Origin of the sequence: Desulfosarcina cetonica JCM 12296 (assembly GCF_001311845.1) — a bacterium.
GTDB lineage: Bacteria > Desulfobacterota > Desulfobacteria > Desulfobacterales > Desulfosarcinaceae > Desulfosarcina > Desulfosarcina cetonica.
The window spans coordinates 39,479-52,367 of sequence record NZ_BBCC01000025.1; the positions used below are offsets into that span (position 1 = coordinate 39,479).

General features: G+C 48.2%; 18 protein-coding genes. 14 read left to right on the forward strand and 4 right to left on the reverse strand.

Annotation, left to right across the window (positions count from 1 at the left end):
- Window positions 1–12: 12 nt before the first annotated feature.
- The 8 genes from JCM12296_RS08240 to JCM12296_RS08280 all read left to right on the forward strand — a co-directional run bounded on the left by JCM12296_RS08240 (window position 13) and on the right by JCM12296_RS08280 (window position 5,100).
- Window positions 13–300: a hypothetical protein gene (locus tag JCM12296_RS08240; protein ID WP_054691467.1), complete on the forward strand. Its 288-nt coding sequence runs from the start codon at window positions 13–15 to the stop codon at window positions 298–300.
- An 8-nt stretch (window positions 301–308) separates the two neighbouring features.
- Entirely contained in the window at window positions 309–632 is a 324-nt protein-coding gene (locus tag JCM12296_RS08245; protein ID WP_157067467.1) for a hypothetical protein, read from the forward strand.
- Between the two features lie 71 nt (window positions 633–703).
- A complete protein-coding gene (locus tag JCM12296_RS08250; RefSeq protein ID WP_157067468.1) occupies window positions 704–886 on the forward strand; it encodes a hypothetical protein in 183 nt (60 codons plus the stop codon).
- A 36-nt stretch (window positions 887–922) separates the two neighbouring features.
- Window positions 923–1,405 (forward strand): hypothetical protein, encoded by a 483-nt coding sequence (locus JCM12296_RS08255; RefSeq protein ID WP_054691470.1) that lies wholly within the window; start codon window positions 923–925, stop codon window positions 1,403–1,405.
- A 288-nt stretch (window positions 1,406–1,693) separates the two neighbouring features.
- Complete coding sequence (locus tag JCM12296_RS08265) at window positions 1,694–2,983, forward strand: type IV secretory system conjugative DNA transfer family protein (protein ID WP_054691472.1); 1,290 nt, start codon at window positions 1,694–1,696, stop codon at window positions 2,981–2,983.
- A gap of 28 nt (window positions 2,984–3,011) precedes the next feature.
- Complete coding sequence (locus JCM12296_RS08270; RefSeq protein WP_054691473.1) at window positions 3,012–3,770, forward strand: ParA family protein; 759 nt, start codon at window positions 3,012–3,014, stop codon at window positions 3,768–3,770.
- Entirely contained in the window at window positions 3,763–4,695 is a 933-nt protein-coding gene (locus tag JCM12296_RS08275; protein ID WP_054691474.1) for a ParB/RepB/Spo0J family partition protein, read from the forward strand. The genes JCM12296_RS08270 and JCM12296_RS08275 overlap by 8 nt, the downstream gene beginning before the upstream one ends.
- 120 nt (window positions 4,696–4,815) lie before the next feature.
- Window positions 4,816–5,100 carry an integration host factor subunit alpha gene (locus JCM12296_RS08280; protein ID WP_054691475.1) on the forward strand — a complete coding sequence of 95 codons (285 nt, stop codon included), beginning with the start codon at window positions 4,816–4,818 and terminating at the stop codon, window positions 5,098–5,100.
- A 78-nt stretch (window positions 5,101–5,178) separates the two neighbouring features.
- Here JCM12296_RS08280 and JCM12296_RS08285 read toward each other — a convergent pair whose 3' ends face one another.
- The 3 genes from JCM12296_RS08285 to JCM12296_RS41535 are packed head-to-tail and all read right to left on the reverse strand — an operon-like array spanning window position 5,179 to window position 6,503.
- The gene (locus tag JCM12296_RS08285; RefSeq protein ID WP_054691476.1) at window positions 5,179–6,105 is read right to left on the reverse strand and encodes a nucleotidyl transferase AbiEii/AbiGii toxin family protein; all 927 of its coding nucleotides are present in this window, start codon (window positions 6,103–6,105) and stop codon (window positions 5,179–5,181) included.
- Window positions 6,098–6,358, reverse strand: coding sequence for a hypothetical protein (locus JCM12296_RS41530; RefSeq protein WP_218188011.1), 261 nt, complete (start codon window positions 6,356–6,358; stop codon window positions 6,098–6,100). The genes JCM12296_RS08285 and JCM12296_RS41530 overlap by 8 nt, the downstream gene beginning before the upstream one ends.
- 4 nt (window positions 6,359–6,362) lie before the next feature.
- The gene (locus JCM12296_RS41535; RefSeq protein WP_218188012.1) at window positions 6,363–6,503 is read right to left on the reverse strand and encodes a hypothetical protein; all 141 of its coding nucleotides are present in this window, start codon (window positions 6,501–6,503) and stop codon (window positions 6,363–6,365) included.
- A gap of 686 nt (window positions 6,504–7,189) precedes the next feature.
- Between JCM12296_RS41535 and JCM12296_RS08295 the strand changes: the two genes are divergently transcribed.
- The 6 genes from JCM12296_RS08295 to JCM12296_RS08320 all read left to right on the forward strand — a co-directional run bounded on the left by JCM12296_RS08295 (window position 7,190) and on the right by JCM12296_RS08320 (window position 12,098).
- Window positions 7,190–7,894: a single-stranded DNA-binding protein gene (locus JCM12296_RS08295; RefSeq protein WP_054691477.1), complete on the forward strand. Its 705-nt coding sequence runs from the start codon at window positions 7,190–7,192 to the stop codon at window positions 7,892–7,894.
- Window positions 7,895–7,963: 69 nt separating this feature from the next.
- A complete protein-coding gene (locus tag JCM12296_RS08300; RefSeq protein ID WP_054691478.1) occupies window positions 7,964–8,743 on the forward strand; it encodes a DNA-primase RepB domain-containing protein in 780 nt (259 codons plus the stop codon).
- Window positions 8,744–8,862: 119 nt separating this feature from the next.
- Window positions 8,863–9,663, forward strand: coding sequence for a DUF932 domain-containing protein (locus JCM12296_RS08305; RefSeq protein ID WP_054691479.1), 801 nt, complete (start codon window positions 8,863–8,865; stop codon window positions 9,661–9,663).
- A gap of 150 nt (window positions 9,664–9,813) precedes the next feature.
- Window positions 9,814–10,362: a JAB domain-containing protein gene (locus JCM12296_RS08310; protein WP_172683815.1), complete on the forward strand. Its 549-nt coding sequence runs from the start codon at window positions 9,814–9,816 to the stop codon at window positions 10,360–10,362.
- Window positions 10,359–10,712 (forward strand): hypothetical protein, encoded by a 354-nt coding sequence (locus JCM12296_RS08315; protein ID WP_054691481.1) that lies wholly within the window; start codon window positions 10,359–10,361, stop codon window positions 10,710–10,712. The genes JCM12296_RS08310 and JCM12296_RS08315 overlap by 4 nt, the downstream gene beginning before the upstream one ends.
- Before the next feature lie 465 nt (window positions 10,713–11,177).
- Window positions 11,178–12,098, forward strand: coding sequence for an integrase domain-containing protein (locus JCM12296_RS08320; RefSeq protein WP_157067469.1), 921 nt, complete (start codon window positions 11,178–11,180; stop codon window positions 12,096–12,098).
- A gap of 128 nt (window positions 12,099–12,226) precedes the next feature.
- Here JCM12296_RS08320 and JCM12296_RS08325 read toward each other — a convergent pair whose 3' ends face one another.
- A complete protein-coding gene (locus JCM12296_RS08325; RefSeq protein WP_246804068.1) occupies window positions 12,227–12,787 on the reverse strand; it encodes a DUF6399 domain-containing protein in 561 nt (186 codons plus the stop codon).
- Between the last annotated feature and the right edge of the window lie 102 nt (window positions 12,788–12,889).

The following is a 12,889-nucleotide window of genomic DNA, read 5'->3' on the forward strand; positions in this document are numbered from 1 at the left end:
TACCACAACGATATGTTTGAATTTTTCTCAAAGAAAAAGAGATCCCGTTCTTCGAACGTCCGCACCGTATCCATTGTGGACCTGGCACCCCTCTGGCGTGATCCCAATGAAGGTATCACAGGTAATGGTCAAACTGAGGATGACAATTCCGATGACTCACAAAAGGGGGTGGTGGGCGGCGGATCCGACAGCAATACAAACATGGAAGACCGGACAATTAATTCCGATTCGAAACCAAAGGAAGGAATCTTAGAGGATGAGAATGAGGCATGGTTTGATGAAAACGTTTTTCGGAGTTGAAGGTTAAATTGGACGTAAATCAGGCCTCAGCCTTCCGGTACAACGGAAATGCATACTATAGCCTCGACACCGTTGCCCGGGCGTTGAACCGTCAACGGCAAGATAAATATCTCGAACCCATGCAGCCCCAAGCCGTCATCGATTTTATTCAATCCAGACGCATATTGAAAAGCGGCAAATACATAATGCGGTTCGATGCGGGCTTGCCCGCTAAAATCTACCTCTACTCGCACCACTGCCAAGAAAGTGAGAAATCGAAAAGCAAGCTCCTCGTCACTGAAAACGGCCGCCGTCTGCAAAGCATAAAACCCATTAAAAAGAGCGAACCATGATTTTTCCCAGGGTAAAAGCCGTGATCGGTATCATAACACTGTTGGTTCTGATTGCCGGATTCCACTATCGGATGGAAATCCAGCAGCGATACCCGGAATTCGATCCAACCCTGATGGCGACAGGCATTTTTTTTCTTGCGGGGATAATCTATGCGGTCATCGACCGGAATATCATCATTGCCTTCATCACAATGGCCGTTGCCGTCGCTATCCCTTATTTAAGGCAGTGGATAGTGGTCTACTGGCCCTATTGAATCCCCAACCCTGTTCGTGTGCTTTAAGGTTGCGACATGCCCAAAGACGAAAATATTAACGCGATTCCCATTGGCAGTAACGCTAGTGCCGGCACGCGCACCTATTTCAAAAATATCATCGATGCCATTTCGCAGATTCAACAATTTGCCGTCATGGAAAAATCGGATTACGATATTCCCGAAGATTTTCTCACCCTTCGCGGATCGCTTAACTTTTTCAGCATCGGATTTGGCAACGGCTTTATCGAAGGCATGGTGTTTGCGCTTCTGTTGGCCATCATCATGCCGCTCACGCACAGCGAGTATCTGATGGAGCTGGTTTCCCTCAGCTTCCCGCTGGCTCGATCGCGTGCCTTCCTGTGGATGTTGAACCTGTTGCCCGTCATCATCGCGGTAACGCTTTGCTCCTATCTGAGCCGATATCGGATAGGCAAAATTGCCAAGCGTGCCGTCGATGCACTTTTGGTGGGTCGCATGTTCAGTTTGATCATCAAGCCATCATCATTTTCGTTTTGTTGATTGCCTTTTACAACTACAACGATGTCGTTGCCTATGGTTTGGGTCGTGCATTGGCAAAAATTAATGTCGGCTTCGGACACGGTGTTTTTTTGACCATCAGCAGAATGAAAGAACACCTTTTGATCACCGCCTTTCGAATTCTGGCCATTTTCACTGGAGCGATACTGGCCCCATTTTTCACGATCTGGCTGGTTTCCCTTTACCGGGCGTATCAGCGAAAAAAAGCCGAACGATTTTGGATGGAATAATGCTCTGGTCACGAAAGCGTAGCACCCTGATCGGCACGGTGTGCCTATACACGATTTAAAAGGTGCCATCCGCAGGATCGACCTACCGGACAGAGACCGGATTGGCCACATCGGATGCTTCGGCACTACCCGCATCGGCAAATCCAAGTTGATAGAGAACATGGTCGCACAGGACATCGCCAAGGGCTATAGTGTTGTTATAGTGGATCCCAAAGGGGATCTGGAGCTTTTTTCCAAAATCGTACAGATTGCGCATGATAACGATAGAGCAAGAGAACTGTGCCTGATCAACCCCATCTACCCCGAATTTTCGGCCACGATCAACCCCCTGGCCTATTATTTCAGTCCGGAAGAAATCGTCAATCATGTGGTCGCAGGCGTCCAGGCCAAGGATGCCTATTTTCATAATGTAGCCTATGAAACGACACTCATGATCGTTTTAAGCCTGTTGGCATTAAAGGCGAAGGTAGATCCAGAGTTGCCCATCAATTTCGCGGAAATCAGCAGACGATGCGGGGCTGAAGAGATAGAGGCCCTGATGAGCGCCCTGACCAAAATCGAAGATCCCAGTACACGGGAGATCGTTCATATTGCCAACAAAATTCTTCAGGCCAAGGAAGAGTTTTTCGGAAAGGTTACCTCCTCTCTTCGCACGGTGCTGACGGCTTTATCCATTGGAAATATGGGCAGGATTATCGGCAAAGCCCGTTCAAATCGCTTCGTGAAAAGCCTGGAAAATGGAAAACGGGTCATCCTGGTGGTTCAGACCGGCAGCATGCTTTCCGGCAAGGTCAGCGACATGATGGCTCGGATTCTGATCTCCATGATCCAAAGTTTTATCGGCCGGCGTTTTGCGTCGGGTCAAAAGATTGATCCTCCCCTATCCATCTATATCGATGAATTTTCCAACGCCTGCTACATGGGCATCGAGGATCTATTCAACAAGGCCGGCGGCGCCGGCGCCATGGTGAGCGTGTTCACCCAATCGCTGGCTGATATTACCGCAGCTATCGGCGATCAGATGGCCCGCAAGATCCTGGACAACCTGAATACCAAGATATTCATGCGCGTCAACGACCCCTTGACAGCCAGGTATGTCAGCGAGTCCTCGGGTACTCGAAAGAAATACGATCCTTTTCTTCAGTTGGGGGGCGGTATCACCATGCGCTGTTCGGAGGAAGCGGCCGTGCGCCCGGAAGATGTACTCAATTTGAACAGACGTATCTTCTTTCTATTCGGCATCAATGGCCGGTACAAGGGAAAGACCGAACTGGTCAAACCGTCCAGGTTGAAGGTGGAGTACCCGGACATTATCTCCAAAGCGGTTTAAATATGGCTCGCTCAAAAAGGAATCCTCCATGAAAAAGATCGGTATCTGCAATAATAAGGGCGGTGTGGGCAAAACCACCATCACCCTATGTCTGGCCGGAGCCCTGGCCGAGATGAATCTGAATGTGCTCCTGGTGGACATGGACCAGCAAGGATCTTTAAGTTCCTCCTTTTTGCCCGATATTCACAACCTGCCGTTGGTGGTCACGGATGTGATCCGGGATGATGGCGTATCCATCGAAGCGGCAATTCATCGGACCCAATATGCCAACATCAAGATCCTCCCTTCCAATTTGAGTCTGGCCAAACTGGAGAGCGAACTTCAATCCGAGCGGGACGCTCATTATTATCTTGCCGACAGGCTTGATGAGATCAATGGTCAATACGATGTGGTCATTATTGATTCTCCTCCCAATTTAGGACTGGCCACCTGGTCGGTATTGACCGCTGTTCAAGATCTGATCATCCCTTTGGAGGCCCAGGATTACAGTGTCAAGGGCACGGGGTATGTCCACGGGTTGATCGACAAGGTAAAAAAGCGGGCCAATCCCCGGCTTGAGATTTTGGGTTACCTGATCAATAGATACGATGGCCGCCGACGTATCGAACAGGATTTCAAGGCCATGATCCAGAACCACCTGGGCAGCCGGGTGTTTGATCAAGTGCTGAAAGACGCCGTTGTGTATGTGGAAGCCGTCACCTTGGGCACACCTGTTACCATGCTTTATCCCAAAAGCGAGCATGCCGAGGAGTTTCGCAAGCTTGGCAGGAGGGTCATGTATGGCTAAGGATTTCTCTCAAGATGCCCGGGACCGATCTCTTTTCCTGGTCCCTTCGACATTGGATACAGCTGCAAATAGGGGCGATCGTTTAGATACCCGCCCGCTCCGGGAGGCAAGGTGGATTGAAATCCAGCGTATCCAGCCGGACCCGAACCAACCCAGAAAAACCTTTGTTCAGGAAACCCTTGAGTCCCTTGCCCGATCCATCCGCGAGATCGGCGGCATCATCGATCCGATAACGGTCCAATTTTCTGAAAATGAAGATGGTTTCCTGATCATCAGTGGAGAGCGGCGTTATCTGGCCGCCAAGATCGCCGGTCTCGACACGCTTCCCTGTATCATTAAACAACCCGATGACAAAACCCGCTTTCTCATGCAGTTTATTGCCAACATCCAGCGGGAAGATATCCCGCCCCTGGAAGAGGCCGCAGCCATTCGGCGATTGGTTCAGACCTACGGGTTCACACAACATGAAATCGCAAAACTGATAAATAAATCAAAAAGCTATGTCAGTCAGGTCCTGGGCCTGGAGCGACTCTCCGATGAAGCCAAAAAGAAGGTTCAGACGTCTGAACTTTCCAAAGAGGTTCAGATCCAGGCATCCCGGGAGACGGAGCCTGGAAAGCAGATTGAAATTCTGAAGATGGCATCCGATGACAAAAAAACCGTTCGGGATATCCGCAATCAAAGCAGACAGGTCGGAACCCAAAATTCGGATCACAATGAGACTTTCAGCCAGTGGAGTTGGCGATCAAAGAAGGGACGGTTCACGGTATCGGTACGGTTTATGGAGAAGCATCCATTCGAAAACAAGGCTAACATGGTTCAGGCGGCTCTAAATGAAGCGATCGGCCAGATTTATAGTGAGCGCATAGAAACCGGCGGCGAGTTGAAGGAGCATGAGGCCCGCACCAATGAGAATGAAAAATGAGTCGGTGAGCTGGTCGATGGATAGGCCCAGTTTCTCCAGAGTTGACACCAAATGAAATCTTTGCCAACTTGGACATATCCTGCCAATCATTTTCACCATCAATAAAACGGAGTTCCTCCTGTGGCACTAACGAAAAACGATATCGTTGAGCGTATCTATAATGACCCCGGGTTGCCGAAAAATAAGGCCATTCAAGCTGTTGAATCTTTGATCGAACTGATAAAGTCCGCTTTGGAATCAGGTGATGATGTGTTGGTTTCAGGTTTTGGTAAATTCTGTGTCAATAAAAAACATCCACGGAAAGGCAGAAACCCGGCTACAGGTGAAGATTTAATTTTACCGGCGCGGAGTGTAGTGACGTTCAAGTGCTCAGGAAAATTGCGCGAGAAGGTGAATGGTGGATAATGATACTCACTTCTACCAAACTCCCTGATGGCTTAACAATTACTCAATAATCTAAATGTGTTTGCTCGAGTGTGTGGTTCAAACCCCTATTAAATCATTCGGCAAAAACCGACTCCACCAGCCTTTCTGTGGCTGCCAAGCGTCCACGAACGTAATAATCTCGTCAGGACCGGCAAACGACACATGCAACACAAAGGTTTCATATTCGTTCGCCCACTCCCTGTCATGGTGCAAATTTTCAAGCATGGCGGTAAGGCGCTCGGCCGGGTCCTGAGGCGCCTCCCCTCCTCCCCGGCTGGCGTCATTTTCCGCGATTTGCCGAACCAGCCTTACGAATTCCGGCGCGTTTCCGATATGGCTTTCAAGAGCCGCCAGGTCGTACAGGTGACGGATGACGGCTGGATCGTCATTTTCCGCCCCTCGTTTGCGGGTACATACGCGCCAAGCCAAGGCGCTTAATTTGTCAGCGGCTGTTTCTATTGGGTCAACGCAGGGGAAACTCAGAATTTCGGGAGGCATTTTTTCAAACTGTGCGATCATGGACCGAATAGGTCGTCTTATGGGTTGCAACGCCGGCGCAAAGAAAGACATTTCTATACGTATATAAGGCCTCAGGCCCGGACCTGTTTGGAAATGACTGTGATAGGCCAAGTCGGCCGAGAAAAAGCGGCTTTCATTACCTTTTTTAACAGCGATCAAATTAAAATCGGCAGCAGCCAGGGCTGATAAAACCTGCTCGCGGTAACCGCTACGCTGTTTTCGCTGTATAGCGTTACTCGCGTCGGCGGGCATGGAGACCTTGAAGTCGATATCTTCTGAAAAGCGCTTGATATGCCCCCAGCCCTTCGATAACGACGTACCGCCTGAAAAAACGGGTATCGCCGCAGCATCATCGAGGGACGAAATCACACGTATGGCTTGAACGACATGCCAATCCTTCTCGACCAGGCGTTCGTCGCTCAAAAACGCGCCAGCAACCCGCTCAATAAGTTTCCGCTCAAGCACGTTCGAAACTCATAAAAACACCTTTATAACCGATTTTGCGGCGTACCCTCTTCCGGGTGGCGATCACACGGCCTGCCGGGACTTGGGTTGTTTTCCCGGCATTATAGGCTTTTTCAAAGCGCGTTGGGGCGCTTTTGACTCCCAACCGGCTAAGCGCCTCGGCCGTCAATGAATAGAGCCCCTTGACCGGCGTCGGTGTACCGTCGAAGGGCGATGGCACGGCGCGCGTGTAAAGCCCTTGGCCTATTTTCATAAGCTTACCCTTCTTCACAAGTTCCCGAAGCACGACCCACCTGGTCATAGCCGCCCAGGTCTTTAAAATCGGCACGCAGAAAGACGTCGCCGCGCTTGCGGTCGATACGTTTCATCAAGCGTGTTTCCAAACTTTCGGTTCCCATCTTGCACCTCGCGCTCAATGTCAATTTACGACACTTATGCGATGTTTTCAATAGCTAATCAATTGGTTAAGAGAAAAAACACGATTTTCCCCTTAATATTCGCCCAAGGATAAAGCTCATCCCATCTTGCGACGATCTGCAACATGCTTTTTATCCCTTTTCGGCTCTTTCGTGTGTCAAAGGAAAGATGCTTCTGAAGTACTGCTTAAAAATGCAAATAGCATCTTCCGCGCACAGTTGAAATATTGAATAAATCTATTATGGTTAAATATGCCGCAAAGAAGTAATTTTTACTTGACGATCCGTGTTTCTTTCTTTAAAATTTACATAATTATTCGCTCAATGAAATCTCATTTCATTGTTCCTCCGCCGCTGAGCGGGCCTCGGGATGACAGGATTCTTCCTGAATAATCCTTATTTCAGATCCATTCTTTCCTTTAATGGATCGGTGTCAATCAATCGACCGTAATTCCCAAAACGGCATAAGCCAAACCTTGGGTAGATGATTTTCTGCAACGGCCAAGCCAAACAGCAGAATTGCCATTCGGCGGTCGTGTCATATCCACACTCCACACATTACTATCAAAAGCCTCCAATAAACATCCATTAACGAGGGACCAAAGCACTTGTGCGCTTTTTGGGCGCTACAGGTGTTTTTGGTGCCCGTCAAACGAAAGGAGCGTCTTATGAACAAGGCAATCATCATTGGAAGGTTGGGAAAAGAGGCCACGTTTTTTAACGGTGGCGATCAAACCGCCTGTCGATTTCAATTGGCGGTAAAAGAGACATGGAAAAGCAAAAACAACGAACCGCAGGAACGAACCGAGTGGGTAAATGTGGCTGCCCTTGGTTCCGTTGCCGAACAGATGAAACGTGTTGCCAAAGGCACGCTCGTGTTTGTTCAGGGATCGGCCAACACAGGCAGCTACACGAAGAATGATGAAACCCGCTACTATTTTGAAATCCGGGCCAGGCTGCTTCGAATTTTGCCTGAAACAGGAAGACAATCACTTAAGGATCTGGACCAGAATGAGATCGCCTTGGTCGGTCGTCTTGGACAGGATCCGGTTACTCCCAAGGAGGGAATTACCCACTTCTCTTTGGCATGCAACGAATATTTCAAAGGTAATGACACTACCCAGTGGATCAGCGTTGCCACATTCAACGGTTTGTCGGACAACGCGGCCAGAATATTAAGCAAAGGCCGGTTGGTCTTCGTGGAAGGGAAAGTACGAACGAGAAAATACGATAAGGATGGGCAAACCCGCCATGCCACAGGTGTTGTCGCACACCGGTGGCGCGCGCTGGACGCCAGGCCCAAAAGGCAAGAATCAGATGAGTATCACGAATCCGCACCCTATGATCATGTGGATGACGATATCCCGTTTTAATCCGTGCCCCTGGATCTCGAATGGAACAGCCCCTTGGATCCAGGGGCCTTATAACCTGTGAGGCTATCGATGGAGCGTATTTTAAAAAAACTCGAGCGATATTTTGGCACATGGAAAATCGGCATCCTAAATCCGGACAGGGGGCTATGGTCGCTTTCGCCCTCGGTGAATAAGCTGGGATATCTGAAAGCAATGAATGCCAGCGGCTATCACATCTTCATGAAACCCGTGGATGAAAGCCGCTTCCTGCTTTTGGATGATATTCCGGAAAACAAGCTGCCATACCAAAAGGAATTGAAACGATTTAAGCCCGGACGTCTGGTGGTGGAAACCAGCCCCGGCAATTTTCAGGTATGGATCAAATCCGCTCGGAACATAGACAACCCGGAAAAAAGATACTGGATCAGGTTTTTCCGCGCAGATTCTGCCTGCGATCCGAATTTGCGTTGGGGCCGCTGTCCGGGATTCCGCAATTGTAAACCCAAATATGGTAAAAATGGACAATTTCCCCTTTCCCGGCTTGTTTGGGTAGACTGGGAAAATGTGGCCCAAGTACCAAAGGTAGCCCTACCGAAAAAAACAGTTGACCGACAGCCAATCAAGGTAAGAGGAATAACGCAGCGTCTATCGGGCAATCCCATTTTGCGTACTGATTATGATCGCGGGGATGAATCCGCCACTGATTTTGCCTATGCGCTCGCATTGCTTCGTCGAGGAACGGATCCGGAAGTCGTTGCCGATAGGCTGTTGCAAGAAAGAAAAGATTGGACCCACCACAAAGGCCAACGGCGCCAGGCCGCTTACCTTCAGCGCACGATCAACCGCGCCGTCAAGATCATCAATCAATAAAGAAGATGTCTAATTCTTAAATCCAACCCCAAATCCGGGGTACCGCAATGGTCCCCCGATACGGTGGTGTTCTCCCTATGGTGGGAACCATTGCGGTTTTACCCAAAGGGAGACAGACAATGAAATCACAAAGTATTCCCCTGACCAATGACCAAATCGTCGAGTTAGCTCCGGCTGCGGGAGCGATAAACCCGCACGAAACGGTTTCCGACCGATATAGCTTTGTGCCAACCATCGAGGCTGTTGATTTGTTGAGGTCGGTCGGTTGGCAACCCGTGCATGTGAAGCAATCCGGAACAAGGAAAAATGATCGCAGCGGCTATCAAAAACACATCATCCGATTCATGCAGGGAGCCCTTTCAATCGATCAAGAACGCGTCGATCTGGTGATGACCAACTCTCATGATCGTGGGTGTGCGTTTCAGCTTTGTGCCTCGATCTGGCGCAAAATATGCGGAAATGGATTGATGGTATCCTCGAAACTGTTCAATTTTTCACACAGACATGTCAATTTTGACACAACGAGTTTCTTGAATTCTGCCTACCAGATTGCCGAAGGTGCCGGAGACATCGCTGTACAAGCCAATGATTTAAAGGCGATAGACCTCTCTCCGAATGAAAAAGACGTGTTCGCCATGGCTGCGCACAAACTGGTCTATGACGATATCGAAAAGGCACCGATTTTGCCATCACAGTTACTTGAAGAGCGGCGTTACGACGACCAAGGCAATGATCTATGGACGACATTCAATGTGGTCCAGGAGAACATCATGAAGGGGGGCATATATGGAAGTAAGCAAAATGCGAATGGCCATATTCGTCGAGTCAAAACCCACCCTGTGAAATCTATTGATCGGGATGTAAAGCTCAACAAGGCACTGTGGGTGTTGACCGAAGAGATGGCCAGACTAAAAAGCTGAATAAGTAGACAGACAACGCTGTACGGTTCTTCAAAATATTCTTTAAATCAAAGATGAAATCCCCCGAATCGGGGAACCGTAAAGGTTTCCCGGTGGGGATGCCCTCCCTATTCATGGGAGCCTTTGCGGCTAACAATAGGGAGGATGAAAGTGAACAAAAAAGAATATCGTTTTTATGCCTACAAGCTGCATATGGTCAAAGAACAAGAAATCCGCTTCTTGAGTGACCAGGCAATCCACAATAGCTACTCCGGCTCCAAATTAATCAAAAAAGTGATCCGCCAAATCGGTCAGACTGATCGGGAAAACTTCGTTGTAGTGATGCTTAATACGAAGCTAATACCCATCGGCACAAACCTGGTATCCACTGGAAGCCTTACCCGATGTATCGTGCAGCCCAGGGAGATCATTAAAGCGGCATTGAACATGCCTTGCAAGGCCTTGATCCTCGGACACAATCATCCATCAGGAGATCCTTCGCCTTCCATGGAAGACAAGCTGATCACCCTCATGATAATGGCGTCTGCGCATCTGTTCGATGTTGATATTCTGGATCACATTATCGTGGACATGGATTCTGATGCCTACCTGTCTTTCGCGGACGAGAAAATCATTGAAGATACGAAACGAAAAGTGTGTTCCGTATTAGATCAAATTTCAAGGATGCAAACAAAAATAGGAAGTAAGGAGACATCATGATCAACAATACAGGCAAAGATTTTGAAAATCCTTACGCACATGTGGTGGAATGGATTAATCGGCATGAAGGTACGGGTTCGGCAAATGGGCTGGCGAAACTGATTCTCTCACTATGGTCTGAAGATGCGGCGTTTAGCTTCCGTGAATGTATATCATCATTCGACGATACGCGTCTTGCATGGGCTGAAGAAATGACCACACACTTCATTCGTTTTCGCTTCGACCGATTTTTGGAAGATGCCGCAAAACAAGTTGCTTTGATATGCCCTCATCTCATTGAAAAAGGACTTGCCGGATGCCATGCCAAATGCGATTGGGAACGCTCTAAGACCACAGTCAAGAAACATTGACCGATCAAACTACCCGACCGTCTGTTTTTGAGGCTTGCCGAAAAAAACAGACGGTCGGCAAACCTGATTAATCCATGAATATGCCAACAAGTCTTACTACATGAAATAATAAGATTATCTTTACACCTTCGATCGATGTTTTCCCATCTACTCACGCCCTGAAAAAACAAATTAACGACTGACGACCATTTTTTTCGGCACACGACAAGGGCAAAAGGGAAAAGATCACAAATACCAAATTCCCATTCTTTGTAACCGCTGATCAATACATCAGCGAATATATAAAGCGATTATCCTTACCCTGTACCCATTTCCGGGGCGTCGCCTACGGCGATGCGGGGTAAAATCGCATTAACCAAAACTTTTATTAATTCGGTGAGCCCACCGTTTTAATAGATCGCTAAAAGATTACAAAAAAGGGAGGTGATCAAGCTGAGCAACTCAACGAGGACAGACACCCTGGTAATGCAAGCGATACGAGGTATAAAACAAACCAAATCGGGATCCGCCAAAACCAGACACAATCATATAAAAGAGGCACGCAGATTTGTAATGACCATTCGAGAGTTGGGTTACGGTGTCAAAAGATGGAAAAATGTAACCAATATTCATATTCAAAAAGCGGTCGACAAATGGAAGGAAGAGGGTTTGCAGGCAGCAACGGTTAAAGAGTATTTATCCGGTGTTCGAACCGTTTGCAGGATTTATGATAACGATCAAATCAAACCGGACAATACACAATTCGGCATCCCCAATCGAGTGTTTGTGGATAATCGTGACAAGTCGATACCAGAGGAAGTGTTCCAAAAAGCGGTGACAGAATTGAAGCAAAGCAGCAACAGTGATGACAAAAGAGTGGCCGCCCAACTGCAATTAGAACGCTATCTGGGATTAAGAGTGGAAGAAGCATGTAAATTTAATGCCCACCAAGCAGTCCTGTCAGATGGAAGGGTGTTCATTCAGCATGGAACCAAGGGCGGAAGGGAGCGGATAATAAACGAACTAACCGAAAATGGAAAAGCAGCGATTGAATATGCAAAAGCGATATCAGGTATCAACAACTTAATTCCGAATGATCACAGCGAAAAACAGTGGATTCAAAAGTATTATCGAATAACAAGAGCGAAAAGTATTTCAAAGAAAGAATGCGGAGCATCAAGTCATGGATGTCGACATTCTTATACGCAGGATCGCTATGAAACAATCACCGGATTTAAGGCACCATGTAAGTTTGAATCAAAAAAAGAATTCAGAAAAAACGCGATAACAATAGCCGGCAAAAAATGGGTAAAGCTAAACCAGGACGCAAGGCAAATAATAAAATCTGAGTTAGGTCACGGCCCGGACCGTGATGATGTGGTAAGTCAATATTTGGGCGCAACATAAAAATGAAAAAGCTTTGACGCAGTTTAAAAGCCTTCGCCTTAAAAGCGAGGGCTTTTTCTTTTTCAAGAAAATAGATAAGGCGATGATTATCCCAAAATTGGGCCTTGATCATCGTTTCGGCCACTTGCCTAAGCGCAAACAATGAGAGGTATTTTCTCTTTCGGCGCATGGCGCTTCTTTGCTGGCCTTCCCGGAAGATCCACCGTTTCCAAAAGAAACGAAAACAATTCTCTTGGCTTTGTGCCAAAGAAGCGTTGCGCTGCAGTTGTTCCATCCCGGCGTTTGATGAAAAAATTATGAACCGCGGTAAGCGCGGACAGCTTCCTGTCACTCAGACGATGCAACCCGTGATGCCGAAGAGACAGCTGGCCGTTGCGGCCCTCCACACACGAACTGGAACGTTGAAACAGTCCCGCGCATTCTTGCGCAACGCGTTCGATGACCACTCGTTCATCTTCGCCAAGCCCTGCAAACGGGGTGTCGCCGCCATTTAGCCGATTGAGCAGTTCATCAGATTGGGTTCGCAAACGATGGCGAACATCGGCGCTCTTGGCCTTGTCGGCCGCTCGGCGAATATAAAGCGCCGGAATCAGCATCTCCAATACGGCCGCCTCCACTGAGGGGATCAAGCCAAGGGCTTCGATTTTCGCTTGAATCGTGAGAAGGAAAAACGCCATGGTGGCGATCATGTCCACAACGACCCTCCAGCCTTGGTGATCCTTTTGAAACTGACATGTGATAACTGGGCTTGGCAAGCCACGGTTTCGATTTCATAAAAACATTGATTGATG

Excerpts from the sequence above, each read along its gene's own strand:
- JCM12296_RS08240 (WP_054691467.1), top strand. The coding sequence starts at position 13 with ATGTTTGAATTTTTCTCAAAGAAAAAGAGATCCCGTTCTTCGAACGTC.
- JCM12296_RS08250 (WP_157067468.1), top strand. The coding sequence starts at position 704 with ATGGAAATCCAGCAGCGATACCCGGAATTCGATCCAACCCTGATGGCG.
- JCM12296_RS08255 (WP_054691470.1), top strand. The coding sequence starts at position 923 with ATGCCCAAAGACGAAAATATTAACGCGATTCCCATTGGCAGTAACGCT.
- JCM12296_RS08270 (WP_054691473.1), top strand. The coding sequence starts at position 3,012 with ATGAAAAAGATCGGTATCTGCAATAATAAGGGCGGTGTGGGCAAAACC.
- JCM12296_RS08275 (WP_054691474.1), top strand. The coding sequence starts at position 3,763 with ATGGCTAAGGATTTCTCTCAAGATGCCCGGGACCGATCTCTTTTCCTG.
- JCM12296_RS41530 (WP_218188011.1), bottom strand. The coding sequence starts at position 6,358 with ATGAAAATAGGCCAAGGGCTTTACACGCGCGCCGTGCCATCGCCCTTC.
- JCM12296_RS41535 (WP_218188012.1), bottom strand. The coding sequence starts at position 6,503 with ATGGGAACCGAAAGTTTGGAAACACGCTTGATGAAACGTATCGACCGC.
- JCM12296_RS08295 (WP_054691477.1), top strand. The coding sequence starts at position 7,190 with ATGAACAAGGCAATCATCATTGGAAGGTTGGGAAAAGAGGCCACGTTT.
- JCM12296_RS08300 (WP_054691478.1), top strand. The coding sequence starts at position 7,964 with ATGGAGCGTATTTTAAAAAAACTCGAGCGATATTTTGGCACATGGAAA.
- JCM12296_RS08305 (WP_054691479.1), top strand. The coding sequence starts at position 8,863 with ATGAAATCACAAAGTATTCCCCTGACCAATGACCAAATCGTCGAGTTA.
- JCM12296_RS08315 (WP_054691481.1), top strand. The coding sequence starts at position 10,359 with ATGATCAACAATACAGGCAAAGATTTTGAAAATCCTTACGCACATGTG.
- JCM12296_RS08320 (WP_157067469.1), top strand. The coding sequence starts at position 11,178 with ATGCAAGCGATACGAGGTATAAAACAAACCAAATCGGGATCCGCCAAA.
- JCM12296_RS08325 (WP_246804068.1), bottom strand. The coding sequence starts at position 12,787 with ATGATCGCCACCATGGCGTTTTTCCTTCTCACGATTCAAGCGAAAATC.